Raw genomic sequence first — 14416 nt, 5'->3', positions numbered from 1 at the left:
TCGGACGATCTTTTATGAGGCCTTAATTCGGCCCCGGATCAGCCACCAACCGCCCCGCATCCTTGGTCAAAGACTTGAGAAACTCAGTCTGCAGCTCAGGATCGTTACGCGTCAGTTCGATCAGGCTTTGTTCCAGTTCGCTGGCTTCTTCTTCCAGACCCAGTTCCGACAGACGTTTGACCCGGTGTACCCACTGGCTCACTTCGTCGTCTTCCAGATCGTCGTAAATCAAGCCGTGCGCTTCGAGCAACTTGCCACGCAAGTGGCTGCTGATCGCCAGGGACGAGTCGGAATGCACGTCATCCTTGGCGTCCTCGACACTGATCTGCAGTTTGCCGACGTAATTGAGTTCATGCTCGGCAAATGGACTGTCGAGCAGATTCAAGCGCAGCACGCCGTTGCGATCGGTGGTCATGTCGAAGGTCTGTTTGCCAGCCTTGACCTGCACCGGCCGCTCGCTCCACGGCAGGCTCGAATACTCCGTGCGCTTGTCGCGCTGGATTTCATCGATACCGGCCAGGTTCTGCTGCGCACGGCCGTTGGACTGCACGTTCATGAACGGGTTGAGCCCGGCAAAACCGTAACTCAGCCAATCCTTGGTGACGCTGTCCGGCAGATTGCCGAGGGCAAACACGTTGACCACGTTGGCGCCGACACCACCGACCACCGCCACCACGCCCAGCGGAATCTCGTAGACCTCGCGCCAAGGCTGGTAAGGCGTGTAGCGATCGTAGCGACGTGTCACTTCGAACTCGGTGACTTCAAAAGTCTTCTGTTCGTTGATCTTCACGCGTCGCTGCGGCAGCTCAAGCTCCTTAGGCTCACCGACATCAATCTGCAGGCTGTGGTCGAGCAACTTTCGCTCGACCCGCTCTTCGTGCTCGCTGCGCTGTGACATGTGATTGGCACAGCCGCTGACCAGCAGGGCACCGCACAGGGCGGTGCCACCGAGGCCTAAGGTGTTTCGCTTGAACATGACGTCTCTATCTGGTTTCAGCGGCGGATACGGGCCTGAAGGAAGGACAGTACGTCGGCGACCGGCAGTGCTTGCGCTTCGCCTTCGGTACGACTCTTGTATTCCAGGTTGCCTTCGGCGAGGCCGCGGTCGCTGACCACGATCCGGTGAGGAATGCCGATCAGCTCCATGTCCGCGAACTTGATGCCCGGGCTGGTTTTCTTGTCGCGATCATCCAGCAGCACTTCGAAGCCGGCCGCCGTCAGTTCGGCGTACAGCTTGTCGGTGGCTTCGCGCACCTGCTCGGTTTCATAACGCAGCGGTACCAGTGCGATCTGGAACGGCGCCAAAGTGTCGCTCCAGATGATGCCGTTGGCGTCGTTGTTCTGCTCGATGGCCGCCGCCACCACGCGGGAAACGCCGATGCCGTAGCAACCCATTTCCAGCGTGACTGGCTTGCCGTTTTCGCCCAGCACTTCGCATTTCATCGCTTTGCTGTACTTGTTGCCCAGCTGGAAGATGTGCCCGACTTCGATGCCGCGTTTGATTTCCAGCGTGCCTTTGCCGTCCGGGCTTGGGTCGCCGGCGACCACGTTACGCAGGTCAGCCACGGTCGGAACCGGCAGATCGCGCTCCCAGTTCACGCCGAAGTAGTGCTTGTCGTCGATGTTCGCGCCGATGCCGAAGTCGCTCATCAGTTCGACCGAGCGGTCGATGATGATTGGCAGCGGCAGGTTCAGCGGGCCGAGCGAACCGGCGCCGGCGCCAATGGCGTCACGCAGTTCGGCATCGGTGGCCATGACCAGCGGGTTGGCCACGCCAGCTTGCTGGGCAGCCTTGATTTCGTTGAGTTCGTGGTCGCCACGGATCACCAGCGCGATCAGCTTGCCTTCTTCTTCGGCGCGCACGATCAGGGTCTTGATGGTCTTTTCAATCGGCAGATTGGATTTTTCCACCAGCGCCGCGATGGTTTTGGTGTCAGGCGTATCGACCAGGCGAAGTTCTTCAGTCGCAGCGGCGCGCGACGTTTCGCGCGGCACGGCTTCGGCTTTTTCGATGTTCGCTGCGTAGTCGGAACCGTTGCTGAAAACGATGTCGTCTTCGCCGGATTCAGCCAGTACGTGGAACTCGTGCGAACCTGCACCGCCGATCGAACCGTTGTCGGCTTCCACCGGACGGAATTTCAGACCCAGACGCGTGAAGATGTTGCAGTAGGCTTCATGCATGCGATCGTAGGTAATCTGCAGCGATGCCTGATCAGCGTGGAAGGAGTAGGAGTCCTTCATGATGAATTCGCGGCCGCGCATCAAACCGAAGCGTGGACGGATCTCGTCACGGAATTTGGTCTGGATCTGGTACAGGTTGATTGGCAGCTGTTTGTAGCTGCTCAACTCGTTGCGCATCAGATCGGTGATCACTTCTTCGTGGGTCGGGCCCGCGCAGAAATCACGACCGTGGCGGTCTTTGATGCGCAGCAGCTCAGGGCCGTATTCTTCCCAGCGCCCCGATTCCTGCCACAGCTCGGCCGGTTGGGTGCTCGGCATCAACACTTCCAGAGAGCCGGCAGCGTTCATTTCTTCACGAACGATGGCTTCAACCTTGCGCATCACTCGCAAGCCCATCGGCAGCCAGGTGTACAGGCCCGAGGCGAGTTTGCGGATCATGCCGGCGCGCAGCATCAGCTGGTGGCTGATCACGACCGCGTCGGAAGGCGTTTCTTTCTGTGTGGCGAGCAAAAATTGACTGGTGCGCATGGTTGGCCGTTGTCGGTTGCTATGACTGGAAATGACGGAGCAGTGTACCGGCGACTTTTGCTGACGTACAGGCGTGTGGCCGGTGGAGGAGTTCAACGGCGGGATTCCTCCCGCCATTGACGAAATGTCTTACGACTCTTCCGCGACGGGCGTCGGGACGGGCTCGGGCGTGGGTGTCGGGCCTTCGCGGCGACTTTCCTGGAACCAGTGCAGAGCGATCAGCACCAGCGTCGGCACACCGAGCAACGCGGTGATCAGGAAGAAGTTGTGGTAACCGAACTTCTCCACCATCACCCCGGAATAGCCGCCGATCAGGCGCGGCAGCAGGAGCATGATCGAGCTGAGCAGGGCGTATTGCGTCGCGGAGAACTTCAGGTTGGTCAGGCTCGACAGGTAGGCGACAAACGCCGATGTCGCCAGCCCCGAACTGAAGTTGTCGAGGGAAATGGTCACCACCAGCATCTTCAGGTTCGGGCCCATGTCGGCGAGCATCAGGAACAGCAGGTTGGTGCCTGCCGATGCGGCGCCGCCGATCAGCAGAATCGGCAGAATGCCGAAACGCACGATCAACAGGCCGCCCATGCCGGCGCCGACGAGGGTCATGATCAGGCCGAAAATCTTGCTGACGCTGGCGATCTGATCCTTGGTGAAGCCCTGATCGATGTAGAACACGTTGGCCATTACGCCCATGACCGTGTCGGACATCCGGTAGGTCGCGATCAAACCGAGCAGCAGTAGTGCCTGCCAGCGATAACGCAGGATGAAGTCGTTGACCGGCGTCAGCACCGGCGCCAGGCCACGGCGACCCATGGTCGACAGGCACAGACCGGTCAGCAGCGTATAGAGGATGGCGCGCAGGAAGGCGCGGTCTTCGAGCAGCAGATCGAGCGGGCTCATGCTGCCGAACAGCACGCTGGCGAAATCGGTGTTGTACAGCTGGGTGAACATCGCCGGCACGGACACGAGCAAGACGATCAGCACGAACACCGACATCAATTGATGCATGAACGTATAGCGCCCGGCCTGCAATTGCGTACGCAGCGGCACCGGCGGTTCGCGCATGAACAGCGTAGTGAGCAGGGCTGGGATCATCAGCGCGCCGAACAACACATAAGTGCCGGTCCACGCCGAGTGCTTGTAGTTGAAACCGGTAGAACCGAAGCCTTCGGCAAAAAACAATGCGCCGGCGGTGGCGAGCAGGGCGGCGACACGGTAGCCGGACATGTAGCTGGCGGCGAGTGCAGCCTGACGATTGTCGTCGGCGATTTCCAGTCGATAGGCGTCGACCGCAATGTCTTGGGTAGCGGAAGCGAAGGCGACGACCACGGCAATTGCGATCAACCAGGACAGGTGCTTCTGCGGATCACAGAAACCCATGCCGATCAGGCCAAGGATCACCAGGACTTGTGAGAGCACCAGCCACGAGCGGCGTCGGCCAAGCTTGCCGAGCAACGGCAGGCGCCATTGGTCGAGCAGCGGTGACCAGACCCATTTGAACGCATAGGCCAGGCCGATGAGGCTTGCGTAGCCAATCGTTTCACGGGCTACGCCCGCTTCACGTAGCCAGACGGAAAGCGTTGAAAACACCAGCATGTACGGCAGGCCGGCGGCGAAACCGAGCAACAACAGCACGAGCGTCGAAGGACTGGCATAAGCAGCTAGCGCGGCGCGCCAGGTTTTACGGGGCATGGGCTGAAGTCTGCCTCAAGATTGCGAAAACAAAGCGCGCACTCTAACCGCTGTGCTCTACCGGACGCCAGCCATGGCGCTGAATATCCACACGATTATTCTGGACGGTGATGCCTTCCACGCGCAAACGCGCCCGTTGTTCATCGCCCGACGGGCTGCCCACCGGCAAACTGATACGACCGCCGGCGCCCAAGACACGGTGCCAGGGCAGTTTGGTATCACCAGGCAACTGACTCAATACGCGGCCTACCCAGCGGGCGGCGCGCCCCAACCCGGCCAGTTCGGCTAACTGACCATAGCTGACGACTTTGCCTTCGGGCACTTGGGCGAGTGTCGAGTAGAGCGCCGTGCGTCGGATTTGCGCTTCGCTGTCCCCTTCGGGGTTCGGGTCTGTCACGTACGGAGTTCCTGAACTTGATCGTATCGAGGCTCTAAGCGTAATCCCTCGTCGTGCAGTTGAGAAATGAACTCAATAGAAATAGTCCGGTCAGTCCTTGTCAGGGTCTTATTCCTACGGATAATGCCCACCTTTTTTCGCAAACTTGAGCCCTCGATTCGCTTATGTTGTCCAGAACCTTGCTGTGCCTTGCTGTTTTCAGTGCGTCCACGCCCCTGCTTGCCGACACCGTCTGGTTGAAGAACGGTGACAAGTTGAGCGGCACCATTTCCCTGTTCGACGGCGGCAAACTGTTGATTCAGACCAAGTACGCCGGAGCGGTCACGATCGATTGGAAAGAGGTCAAGACCCTTGAGAGCGATCAGCACCTGTTGGTCAAACAGGATGCCTACACCGGCGAAGTCTCCAAGTCGCTGACGGCGGCGGAAGACGGCAAGGTCACCCTGGCCAACGGCGAGGCGCCAAAAACTGTCGAGCTGGCGAGCATTCAGCAGATTCTCAAGCCAAAACCGGTGGTCGAGGATCTGGTGTGGAAGGGCAATGTCGATCTGGCGATGGATTATCAGCGCGCGGAAAAAGACACCGACGATTACGACATCGATTTCAAAACCTCCGCGCGTCACGGTCGCTGGCGTCACACCGCCGAGGGCGAGTACAACCGCGAAGTGCAGGACGACGAAGTCACCACCAACAACTGGCGCGCCGAATACTCCCTCGACCGCTTCCTGACCGATAAGTGGTTTTGGCAGGGGCGCCTGAATTACAAGCGCGACCATGTTGAAGACCTTTCGCGCCAGCGCGTGGTCGGTACCGGTCCGGGTTACCAGTTCTGGGATGACGAGTTGGGCGCGTTCTCGCTCGGTTCGCTGCTCAACCGTACCGATTACGAATACAGCGATGGCGGCAAGGACAACTTCTATTCGGTCGCGATGAAGTGGGATTACAACCGTTACCTGATCGGCAAGAAGGTCGAGTTCTTCACTAACGGCGAGTTTGGCAAGCCGTTGTCGGGTGTCGCGGATTACGCGCTGGATGCCGAGATGGGCCTGCGCTACAAGGTTACTGAATGGGCGTCTCTGAATTTGAAAGCTGAGCGCGACATTATCAGTGGTACCGATGATGCGGATTTGAGCAAGACCCGTTATACCGCTGGGTTTGGCGTGGCCTGGTAAGATCTGCCGAGGCAAGGTAGAAAAAGCCCCGTGATTGCGGGGCTTTTTATTATCAGCTCTCTGATTGGGTTTTGCTGGCGCGAATCGAAACGCATTCTCCCTGCTTGACGCCCATTTGGTATTGGCATTCGTAACTCAGACTGCCGTCCTCCCTGAAGAAGCGTCTCGGGCCGTCCTCAGTGCCATCGACGTAGGTGGAAGATGAAGCAATCTCACCATTTTCGTGCCAGGTCGTGGATGCCCCTTGGCGTTTGTCGTCCTTGTATTTTTCGTGCTCCTTCAGCTGACCATCTGCGTACCACAGTTTGAAGTCGCCCTGTTTGCGATGTTGTTCGTCCCACTGCCACTGCAAGGTTTGCTTGCCCAGTTCATTCCATTGCTCATAGCTTCGCTGAACGCCATCCTTGTGATACTGCTTTTCTTTGACTGTCCCGTCGATGAAGTAAGTGGTTAGCCAGCCATCAGGCCTTCCGTCAACGTAGTTGCCGGAGAATTCTAAGGCTCCATTATCAAAATATTGGTTATTCGGCCCTTGAGCTTTGCCGTTGATGTAAACGGTTTCGTACTTCAGCTGTCCGTTCGGATGGTAGCTGAGGACGGGGCCGTCGAGGACATCATCTCGATAACTGCTGCGTCCGATTAACGCGCCGTCTTCGTCATATTCGAGGTATTCACCATCGACGTGCTTGCCCAAATGCCAGTTGTAGGATTCGGCTACCTTGCCATTGTCATGATAGATAAATTGCCAACCTTCCAGATCATTGTTCAAGTAGCTCTCTCGCTTGATGATCACGCCTTGATCGGAGTAGGTTAACGCCTCGCCATGGCGCAGGCCGTTTACGTCGTAGTAGTAGCTTCTCCGGGGTTTGCCGTCTCGGTAGTAAGCTTTGTATGTGTAAACGGCTTTTCCCGAAACAAAATCCTCCTTATCAACATAATGCTCGCTGCGTAAGGTTTGGGTGTCCACGTAAAAAATTTGTGCGTGCCATGCCTTGTTTTTCTTGTCGTAAGCCATTGGCATTTGTAGGTAGTACGACGCTTGTCCTTTGCCGATCGGCTTGGCGTGCTCGTCGAGATAAAGTTTGCCGTCCACCAGTGGGTTTGTCAGGTCGGCACATTCTTCCGGAGTGCAGGGGCGTACTTTTTCGAAGAAAGCGCGTTTTCGCTCGCAAGCTGAGAGCGTGAGCAGTAGAGGGATTTTTAGGTCGATCAAGTCCTGGACTTCGTCGAGTGCTCGGCGAAATGACTCGACCGGGATGCCTGAAGATTCCGGGGTAAGGTAAACCTCGTTGCTTCCACAGGCGTGCGGCGTAGAGAGTGTCAGGAGGGCTGCAGCTTTTAGCTGTATGGATGAGTGACCATTCACTTCTGGCCCTTTAGCCAGATAAGTCGATCGGGTGTTCATATCGAGGATCACTGTGGGGTGATCAGGCTTTGGGTCTGCATTCAGCGGTGGTGCGAATACGAAAATCAGCGCGTTGAGTGTGTTCCAGGAGATGAATTGCATCCTGCTTCTTCCATGTGTTTTCCAGGGCGCGAATCATATAGAGCTGAAGTGGGGTTGCGGCCCGAGAAAACAAACAGACACAAAAAAGCCCCGCTTTTAAGGGCGGGGCTCTTTTCTAAAGAAGCTACAAGTTAGATAACTTGTACTTCCTCAGCTTGCATGCCTTTCTGACCGCGGGTAGCGATGAAAGAAACCTGTTGGCCTTCTTTCAGGCTTTTGAAGCCGTCGGATTGGATAGCTTTGAAGTGAACGAACAGGTCGTCACCGGATTGTGGAGTGATGAAGCCGAAGCCTTTTTCATCGTTGAACCACTTAACGGTACCGGTTTGGCGATTAGACATGGTGTAACTCCTTGAACAAAGATAACTGCGACACAGGAAGAACCCTGGCCGAGACTGAGTGCAAAGAGCAGGAAAAATTCTTGTAGATGGTTGGATCGAAATTCAACATATCGTGTAGAGATTCTCAGTGACACAAGCAGCACAGTGGCGCCACCTTAACCCTTTTTCCGGAACGTGCCAATGCTTCTTGCGAAGGTTTCTAAGATTTAGGGACCAGCGGTGTGACAGTTCGTCGCCAGCGCGCGTAAATACGGGGTGTTCGGCGAGAATTGCAGCGCGCACTTTGAAGAGGGCGGCGCGCCCGGTAAGATGCCGGACAGAATTTTTCCACCTCGCTATTCAGGACACCCCGCCATGAGCATCAAATCGGACAAGTGGATTCGCCGCATGGCGCAGGAACACGGCATGATCGAACCTTTCGTCGAGCGCCAGGTGCGCGGCAGCGACGAGAGCCGGGTCATCTCCTACGGTGTCTCGAGCTACGGCTACGATGTGCGCTGCACCAATCATTTCAAGGTGTTCACCAACATCAACTCGTCGATCGTCGATCCGAAAAACTTCGATCCGGGCAGCTTCGTCGACGTCCACAGTGATGTCTGCATTATTCCGCCGAACTCCTTCGCCCTGGCCAGCACCGTTGAATACTTCCGCATTCCGCGCAACGTATTGACCATTTGCCTGGGTAAAAGCACCTACGCACGCTGCGGCATCATCGTGAACGTGACGCCGCTCGAGCCTGAGTGGGAAGGTCACGTGACGCTGGAATTCTCCAATACCACCAACCTGCCGGCGAAAATCTACGCCAACGAAGGCGTGGCACAGATGCTCTTCCTCGAATCCGATGAAGAATGTGAAGTTTCCTACAAGGATCGCGGCGGCAAGTATCAGGGCCAACGTGGCGTAACGCTGCCACGTACCTGATTCGTCCATCCGGCGGATGCCGGGAATTCTTTGGCGGGCAGACACTCTATGGGGTGTACTGCCCGTTTTTGTTTCAGCAAATGCGGGCCTTCGCCGAGGAGTGCTTTATGAAGATCGATCCGCATATCACTGCCGAACTGGCAAGGCTTGAGCCCAATCAGATTGGCGTATTGGCCTGGTCCTTGTTGGCACACCCGCCTATCAACATGGCCGGCGGAATTCCTGGTCAGCCTGATCCAGATACCCCCAATGAGCAACCGACCGAGCCGGGCGAGCCAACGCTTCCGGACGAGCCACCACCGGCGCCAGTTGCCTGATTAATTACCTGCTTTTGTAGGAGCAGAGCTTGCTCGCGAAGCGATTTGTCTGATTCATCGGTTTTGATTGGACGAACGCTTTCGCGAGCAAGCTTTGCTCCTACAGGGGCAGGGTGTGATTAGTTGATGGGCCAGATTTCGTTGTCGCCGGTAACGAAGATTCGACATTGCTCATCTTTTTCGACCGGATAGCCGCCGGTAAACGCTCCGAATGCCGGTAGCAGGCTGATTCGCTCGCCCAGTCTGAAACAGGCTAATCGTAAACTCTGCCGCCCTTTGCCAAACAACCGGTAAACCGGGTGGACGTGGCCGGCCAATACATGCCGTTCCGGGTGCGGATCAGGCTGGTGTTGAAGCGCAAACGGCCCTAACAGCAGCGGCTCTGGCACCACGCGAATGTTTAGCGACGCAGGCGGATCCCCTGCGCGTTTATCGTGATTGCCGCGAATCAACGTCATCGGCAGATCCGCATGACGCTCACGCCATTGCGCCAGCGCATTCAGCGTACCCACCGCATGCGAGCCCGGCCCGTGCAGGAAATCCCCCAGAAAGATCAGTTGCCGACACGGCAGCACCGCCAACAATCGGTCGATCACCGCAATGTTGCTCGCCGTCGTTCCCTGCGGCACCGGTTGTCCGAGGCTGCGATAGGCCGCTGCCTTGCCAAAATGCACATCAGCGATCAACAACGCCTCTTGCGCTGGCCAGTAGAGCGCCTTTTCCGGAAGTAACCACAACTCCTCGCCGGCCAAACGCACGGGATACGCCGCGTTCATGACGATTTACCGTTGTCGGCAGACTTCTCCAGATCACCGACCATGCGCCTGATCCGGTCGGCGAGTTTTTCCGAACTCATGCTTTCGCGCATGCGTTCCACCAGCAGCGGGAACCCGAGCGGCGTAGGACGTTTGATCTGATGCACATCGAGTTTCATCCCGTTGATCCGCTCCAGTGTCTGTTCCAACCGACGAATATCCAGTTCTTCGCGTAGGACTTCTTCCCCGGCCTGGGCGAGCAACAGGTTGTCGGCGTCATATTGTTTGAACACTTGAAAAAACAATCCGCTCGAAGCCTGCACCTGCCGGGTACTTTTCGGCGCGCCGGGATAGCCGGCGAATACCAACCCGGCGATTCGGGCGATTTCCCGGAAACGGCGCAAGGCCAATTCACCGGCATTGAGACTGGCGAGCACATCAGCCAAAAGATCCGCAGGGTCGAGCAGCTCGGCATTGAGCTGCTGCGACCAATCCACCGGCGTGGCACTGAGCAGCTCCAGCCCGTAATCATTCACCGCGATGGAAAAGGTCACCGGTTGGCGCTGGCTGACGCGCCACGCCAACAGGCTCGCCAGCCCCAGATGCACCTGGCGACCGGCGAACGGATAGAGGAAAAGGTGCCAGCCCTCGCGGGATTTCAGTACCTCCGCCAGCAGATTATTAACCGTCGGCAAGCCTGACCAGCGGGCCTGAGTCTCAAGCAACGGGCGCAGCGCCTGCATTTCCGGGCCGACGAACTCACCTACGGCGGCCGCACTAAACCGTGCAACCACCGCTTGCGCAAGTTCATTGGAGAGCGGCATCCGCCCGCCATTCCAGCGTGGCACCGCCGCTTTTTTCACGGTGCTGCGTTTGACGTACGCCGTCATGTTTTCCACCCGCACCAATTCCAGCAAACGCCCGGCAAACAGAAAACCATCACCGGGTTTCAGTCGGGCGATAAAGCCTTCTTCGACGCTGCCAAGCTGCTTGCCACCGCCGCCCTTGCTCCAGAATTTCAGGTTGATGCTCGCATCGCTGACAATGGTGCCGACGCTCATGCGATGCCGCCGCGCCAATCGCGCATCGGGCACGCGCCACACGCCGTGCTCATCCGGTTCGACCCGGCGATAATCCGGATAGGCTGTCAGAGACATCCCGCCATGGCGTACGAAAGCCAGCGCCCACGCCCAATCCGCAGGCGTCAGGTCGCGATAAGCCCACGCCGTGCGGACTTCTTCGTACAGCTCATCCGGTAAAAATCCGCCACCCAGCGCCATGCTGACCAGATGCTGTACCAGCACGTCCAGCGATTGATGCGGCGACAGGCGCGGTTCGATGCGCCGTTGTTCGACGGCGTCGCGCGCGGCAGCGGCTTCGATCAGTTCAAGACTGTGGGTCGGCACCAGCGTCACCCGCGAGGTGCGTCCCGGTGCGTGACCGGAGCGTCCGGCACGCTGCATCAAACGCGCAACGCCTTTGGCCGAGCCGATTTGCAGCACGCGTTCGACCGGTAAAAAATCCACACCGAGATCCAGACTCGACGTGCAGACCACCACTTTCAACAAACCATCCTTCAAGGCTTTTTCGACCCAGTCACGGGTGTCGCGAGACAGTGAACTGTGGTGCAACGCAATCAACCCGGCCCAGTCCGGCCGCGCTTCCAGTAATGCCTGATACCAGATTTCCGATTGCGCCCGGGTGTTGGTGAACACCAGCGTACTGGCGCAGGCATCGAGCTCGGCGACGACTTGCGGGAGCATCTTCAGACCAATGTGCCCGGCCCACGGAAAACGCTCAATGGACGGTGGGATCAGGGTGTCGACCTTCAGCGTTTTTTCGCTTTGTCCTTGAATACTCACGCCGCCGCCCTGTGGGATCAGCACGTGTTCGGCGTGGGATTGATTACCGAGCGTGGCGGACACCCCCCAGACGATCAGATCAGGCTGCCAGCGGCGCAAACGAGCGAGGGCCAATTGCAGTTGCACGCCGCGTTTGTTGCCAAGTAATTCGTGCCATTCATCGACGACGATCATCTTTAGCGAAGCGAGCGCAGTCTGTGCGTCGGCACGGGCCAGTAGCAGGGTCAGGCTTTCCGGCGTGGTGATCAGCGTGGTTGGCAAACGTCGACCCTGCCGCGCACGTTCGCTGCTGCTGGTGTCACCGGTGCGCAGGCCGATGCTCCACGGGATTTGCAGGTCATCGACGGGTGTTTGCAGGGCGCGCGCGGTGTCGGCGGCAAGTGCCCGCATCGGCGTGATCCACAACACGGTCAGTGGTTCGGCAGGTTGTTTGCGTTTGCGTGGCGGCGCATCGACGGGAAGGATTTTGGCGAATCGATTGAGGGCGGCGAACCATACGGCATAGGTTTTACCGGCGCCGGTGCTGGCGTGGAGCAGACCGGATTCGCCGTTTTTGACGGCCGCCCACACCTGTTTCTGAAAGGCGAAGGGCTTCCAGTCGCGGGCGCTGAACCAGATTTTTGCGAGGTCGAGAGATTTCGCCATGCCGGCTGCGCGCGCTCTGGAGGGGTTCTTCCAGAGACCACGGCGCGGGCGGACAAGTTTGATTTTTGTAGACGATGAACATCCATTGTGGGAGCGGGCTTGCTCGCGAAGGCGGTGTGTCAGTTAAAGAATTATTGGCTGACACACCGCCTTCGCGAGCAAGCCCGCTCCCACAGGGGTGATTTGTGTATGGGGTTACTTGAGGTTGCCGCTGAGGAATTGTTTCAGGCGTTCGCTTTTCGGGTTGCCGAGCACGTCTTCGGGGGCGCCTTCTTCTTCGACCAGGCCTTGGTGCAGGAACAGCACCTGGCTGGAGACTTTGCGGGCGAAACTCATCTCGTGGGTGACCATGATCATGGTGCGGCCTTCTTCGGCCAGACCTTGAATCACCTTCAACACTTCCCCCACCAACTCGGGGTCAAGCGCCGACGTCGGTTCATCAAACAGCATCACCTCCGGCTCCATCGCCAACGCCCGGGCAATCGCTACGCGCTGCTGCTGACCGCCGGACAAAAACGCCGGGTACTGATCCGCCACCCGCGCCGGCAAACCGACCTTGTCCAGATAACGCCGCGCGCGATCATCGGCTTCCTGCTTGCTGCAACCCAACACCCGGCGCGGAGCCATGGTGATGTTTTCCAGCACGGTCATGTGGCTCCACAGATTGAAATGCTGAAACACCATCGCCAGTCGCGTGCGCAAACGTTGCAGTTCATCGGCGTCGGCGACGTGCATGCCGTGGCGGTCGGTGACCATGCGGATGGTCTGGCCATCGAGGCTCATGGCGCCGTCGTTGGGTTGTTCGAGAAAGTTGATGCAGCGCAAAAAGGTGCTTTTGCCCGAGCCGCTGGCGCCGATCAGGCTGATCACGTCGCCGGTCTTGGCCTTGAGCGAAACGCCTTTGAGCACCTGATGGTCGCCATAGCTTTTGTGCAGGCCTTCAACGGTCAGTTTGTACATGGGACAGACATCCTCAAGGCGAAAGTAGGTAGCCGCTGCGATAGGCTTCGGCGCCCGCCACGTGGGCGATGACCATGCCCGCGGTGGCCATGCGGCGCAGCGAGCGGGCGTACATCAGCCCGGCAGTCGAGCTATGAATAGGGGTGATGCGGTCGTGGATCGGGTCGATGATTTCGGCGATCTGCTGCCCCGCTTCCAGGTATTGGCCGGCAACCGCCGTGTACACCAGCAAGCCGCCGACCGGCGTGGTCACCGGTTCCACGCCCGCCAGTGGCGTAGCGGGATACGGCAGCGGCGGTTGCGGTTTGGTTTCACCAACGATCGCATCGGACTGAATCAAGTAGTCGATCAACGCCTGGCAGTCGCGGCTGGCCATCGGGTGATTGACGTCACCCTGACCGCGCAACTCGACGGTCACCGAAAAACTGCCGAGCGGAATCTCGAAGTGTTCGCCGAAGCGTTCCTTCAGTTGCCACCACAGCAGAGTGAAGCATTCGTCGAACGACTGGCCGCCGGAATCGGTGGCCAACAGGCTCGCCTGGGATTCGATGTAGCGCGCCAGCGGTTCGACCTGCGGCCACGCTTCGGGCGTGGTGTAGAGGTGCACCACCGATTCGAAATCGCAGTGCAAGTCCAGCACCATGTCCGCATCGCAGGCCAGCCGTTGCAGGGTCAGGCGCTGCGATTGCAGTTGCGTGGTGGCGGTCTGGCGGGCGAGGGCGTCGCGCAGATGGCTGCGGATCAGTTCGAGGTTGTGCTGCGGATCGTCGCTGAGCTTGCCCTCGATGGCGTTGCCAATCTCTTCACTGAGGTCGACGAACCAGCGGTTGAAATTCTGCCCGCTCTCCAGTTCGTAACGGCCCAGCGGCACGTCCATCAGCACTTGTTCGAGGCCGACCGGGTTGGCCACTGGCACCAGCACGATCTGGCTGCGCAGGCGGCCGGCGGCTTCCAGCTCCGCCAGTCGCTGCTTGAGGTGCCAGGCGACGAGCATGCCCGGCAGTTCGTCGGCGTGCAGCGAAGACTGAATGTAAACCTTGCCCTTGGCCTGCTCCGGGCCGAAGTGGAAGCTGTGAATCTGTCGCGCAGTCCCCGGCAGCGGGGCCAGCAAGTCATGGATCAGGTGGCGCATTGGCATCTC

At 58.6% G+C, this 14416-nt stretch carries 13 protein-coding genes; 3 read left to right on the top strand and 10 right to left on the bottom strand.

The genetic code is table 11. The features are described 5' to 3' along the window. Positions 1–22: 22 nt before the first annotated feature. The 4 genes from KFS80_RS16075 to KFS80_RS16060 all read right to left on the bottom strand — a co-directional run bounded on the left by KFS80_RS16075 (position 23) and on the right by KFS80_RS16060 (position 4795). Entirely contained in the window at positions 23–976 is a 954-nt protein-coding gene (locus KFS80_RS16075; protein ID WP_212545305.1) for a hypothetical protein, read from the bottom strand. Positions 977–993: 17 nt separating this feature from the next. Continuing rightward, the gene (locus KFS80_RS16070; protein WP_212545304.1) at positions 994–2709 is read right to left on the bottom strand and encodes a proline--tRNA ligase; all 1716 of its coding nucleotides are present in this window, start codon (positions 2707–2709) and stop codon (positions 994–996) included. A gap of 129 nt (positions 2710–2838) precedes the next feature. Next, complete coding sequence (locus tag KFS80_RS16065) at positions 2839–4398, bottom strand: AmpG family muropeptide MFS transporter (RefSeq protein ID WP_053117762.1); 1560 nt, start codon at positions 4396–4398, stop codon at positions 2839–2841. A 43-nt stretch (positions 4399–4441) separates the two neighbouring features. Beyond that, on the bottom strand, positions 4442–4795 hold the full coding sequence (locus KFS80_RS16060) for an MGMT family protein (RefSeq protein ID WP_053117764.1): 354 nt from the start codon (positions 4793–4795) through the stop codon (positions 4442–4444). A gap of 164 nt (positions 4796–4959) precedes the next feature. Here KFS80_RS16060 and KFS80_RS16055 point away from each other — a divergent pair, with 164 nt between their 5' ends. Beyond that, positions 4960–5967, top strand: coding sequence for a DUF481 domain-containing protein (locus tag KFS80_RS16055; RefSeq protein WP_159815002.1), 1008 nt, complete (start codon positions 4960–4962; stop codon positions 5965–5967). Positions 5968–6019: 52 nt separating this feature from the next. Here KFS80_RS16055 and KFS80_RS16050 read toward each other — a convergent pair whose 3' ends face one another. Together KFS80_RS16050 and KFS80_RS16045 are read right to left on the bottom strand one after the other, a co-directional pair. Beyond that, positions 6020–7474: a toxin-antitoxin system YwqK family antitoxin gene (locus KFS80_RS16050; protein ID WP_212545303.1), complete on the bottom strand. Its 1455-nt coding sequence runs from the start codon at positions 7472–7474 to the stop codon at positions 6020–6022. A 131-nt stretch (positions 7475–7605) separates the two neighbouring features. Further along, the gene (locus KFS80_RS16045; protein WP_002554837.1) at positions 7606–7815 is read right to left on the bottom strand and encodes a cold-shock protein; all 210 of its coding nucleotides are present in this window, start codon (positions 7813–7815) and stop codon (positions 7606–7608) included. 354 nt (positions 7816–8169) lie between these two features. On the opposite strand from KFS80_RS16045, the gene dcd reads away from it, so the two are divergent. Beyond that, positions 8170–8736 (top strand): dCTP deaminase, encoded by a 567-nt coding sequence (dcd, locus tag KFS80_RS16040; protein WP_053117768.1) that lies wholly within the window; start codon positions 8170–8172, stop codon positions 8734–8736. 107 nt (positions 8737–8843) lie between these two features. Then, positions 8844–9053, top strand: a complete 210-nt coding sequence (locus KFS80_RS16035; RefSeq protein ID WP_053117770.1) for a hypothetical protein — start codon at positions 8844–8846, stop codon at positions 9051–9053. Between the two features lie 119 nt (positions 9054–9172). On the opposite strand, the gene pdeM is transcribed toward KFS80_RS16035, so the two are convergent. From pdeM to KFS80_RS16015, 4 genes are all read right to left on the bottom strand, one after another. Continuing rightward, the gene (gene pdeM, locus KFS80_RS16030) at positions 9173–9829 is read right to left on the bottom strand and encodes a ligase-associated DNA damage response endonuclease PdeM (RefSeq protein ID WP_212545302.1); all 657 of its coding nucleotides are present in this window, start codon (positions 9827–9829) and stop codon (positions 9173–9175) included. After that, complete coding sequence (locus tag KFS80_RS16025; protein ID WP_212545301.1) at positions 9826–12315, bottom strand: ligase-associated DNA damage response DEXH box helicase; 2490 nt, start codon at positions 12313–12315, stop codon at positions 9826–9828. Before KFS80_RS16025 ends, pdeM begins: the two co-directional genes overlap by 4 nt. A 195-nt stretch (positions 12316–12510) precedes the next feature. Continuing rightward, positions 12511–13275: an ABC transporter ATP-binding protein gene (locus KFS80_RS16020; RefSeq protein ID WP_008083895.1), complete on the bottom strand. Its 765-nt coding sequence runs from the start codon at positions 13273–13275 to the stop codon at positions 12511–12513. 13 nt (positions 13276–13288) lie between these two features. Next, positions 13289–14407 carry a succinylglutamate desuccinylase/aspartoacylase family protein gene (locus tag KFS80_RS16015; protein WP_212545300.1) on the bottom strand — a complete coding sequence of 373 codons (1119 nt, stop codon included), beginning with the start codon at positions 14405–14407 and terminating at the stop codon, positions 13289–13291. Positions 14408–14416 lie beyond the last annotated feature (9 nt).

The sequence above is a fragment of the Pseudomonas rustica genome (assembly GCF_018336155.1).
In the GTDB taxonomy this organism is placed as follows: domain Bacteria; phylum Pseudomonadota; class Gammaproteobacteria; order Pseudomonadales; family Pseudomonadaceae; genus Aquipseudomonas; species Aquipseudomonas rustica.
Note: the sequence above shows the minus strand (reverse complement) of the source record. Positions and strands in the feature narration are given on the sequence as shown.

What these genes read in the sequence shown, in the direction of transcription:
- KFS80_RS16070 (WP_212545304.1), bottom strand. Translation starts at nt 2,709, where the DNA reads ATGCGCACCAGTCAATTTTTGCTCGCCACACAGAAAGAAACGCCTTCC.
- KFS80_RS16065 (WP_053117762.1), bottom strand. Translation starts at nt 4,398, where the DNA reads ATGCCCCGTAAAACCTGGCGCGCCGCGCTAGCTGCTTATGCCAGTCCT.
- pdeM (WP_212545302.1), bottom strand. Translation starts at nt 9,829, where the DNA reads ATGAACGCGGCGTATCCCGTGCGTTTGGCCGGCGAGGAGTTGTGGTTA.
- KFS80_RS16045 (WP_002554837.1), bottom strand. Translation starts at nt 7,815, where the DNA reads ATGTCTAATCGCCAAACCGGTACCGTTAAGTGGTTCAACGATGAAAAA.
- KFS80_RS16055 (WP_159815002.1), top strand. Translation starts at nt 4,960, where the DNA reads ATGTTGTCCAGAACCTTGCTGTGCCTTGCTGTTTTCAGTGCGTCCACG.
- KFS80_RS16075 (WP_212545305.1), bottom strand. Translation starts at nt 976, where the DNA reads ATGTTCAAGCGAAACACCTTAGGCCTCGGTGGCACCGCCCTGTGCGGT.
- KFS80_RS16050 (WP_212545303.1), bottom strand. Translation starts at nt 7,474, where the DNA reads ATGCAATTCATCTCCTGGAACACACTCAACGCGCTGATTTTCGTATTC.
- dcd (WP_053117768.1), top strand. Translation starts at nt 8,170, where the DNA reads ATGAGCATCAAATCGGACAAGTGGATTCGCCGCATGGCGCAGGAACAC.
- KFS80_RS16015 (WP_212545300.1), bottom strand. Translation starts at nt 14,407, where the DNA reads ATGCGCCACCTGATCCATGACTTGCTGGCCCCGCTGCCGGGGACTGCG.
- KFS80_RS16025 (WP_212545301.1), bottom strand. Translation starts at nt 12,315, where the DNA reads ATGGCGAAATCTCTCGACCTCGCAAAAATCTGGTTCAGCGCCCGCGAC.
- KFS80_RS16020 (WP_008083895.1), bottom strand. Translation starts at nt 13,275, where the DNA reads ATGTACAAACTGACCGTTGAAGGCCTGCACAAAAGCTATGGCGACCAT.
- KFS80_RS16035 (WP_053117770.1), top strand. Translation starts at nt 8,844, where the DNA reads ATGAAGATCGATCCGCATATCACTGCCGAACTGGCAAGGCTTGAGCCC.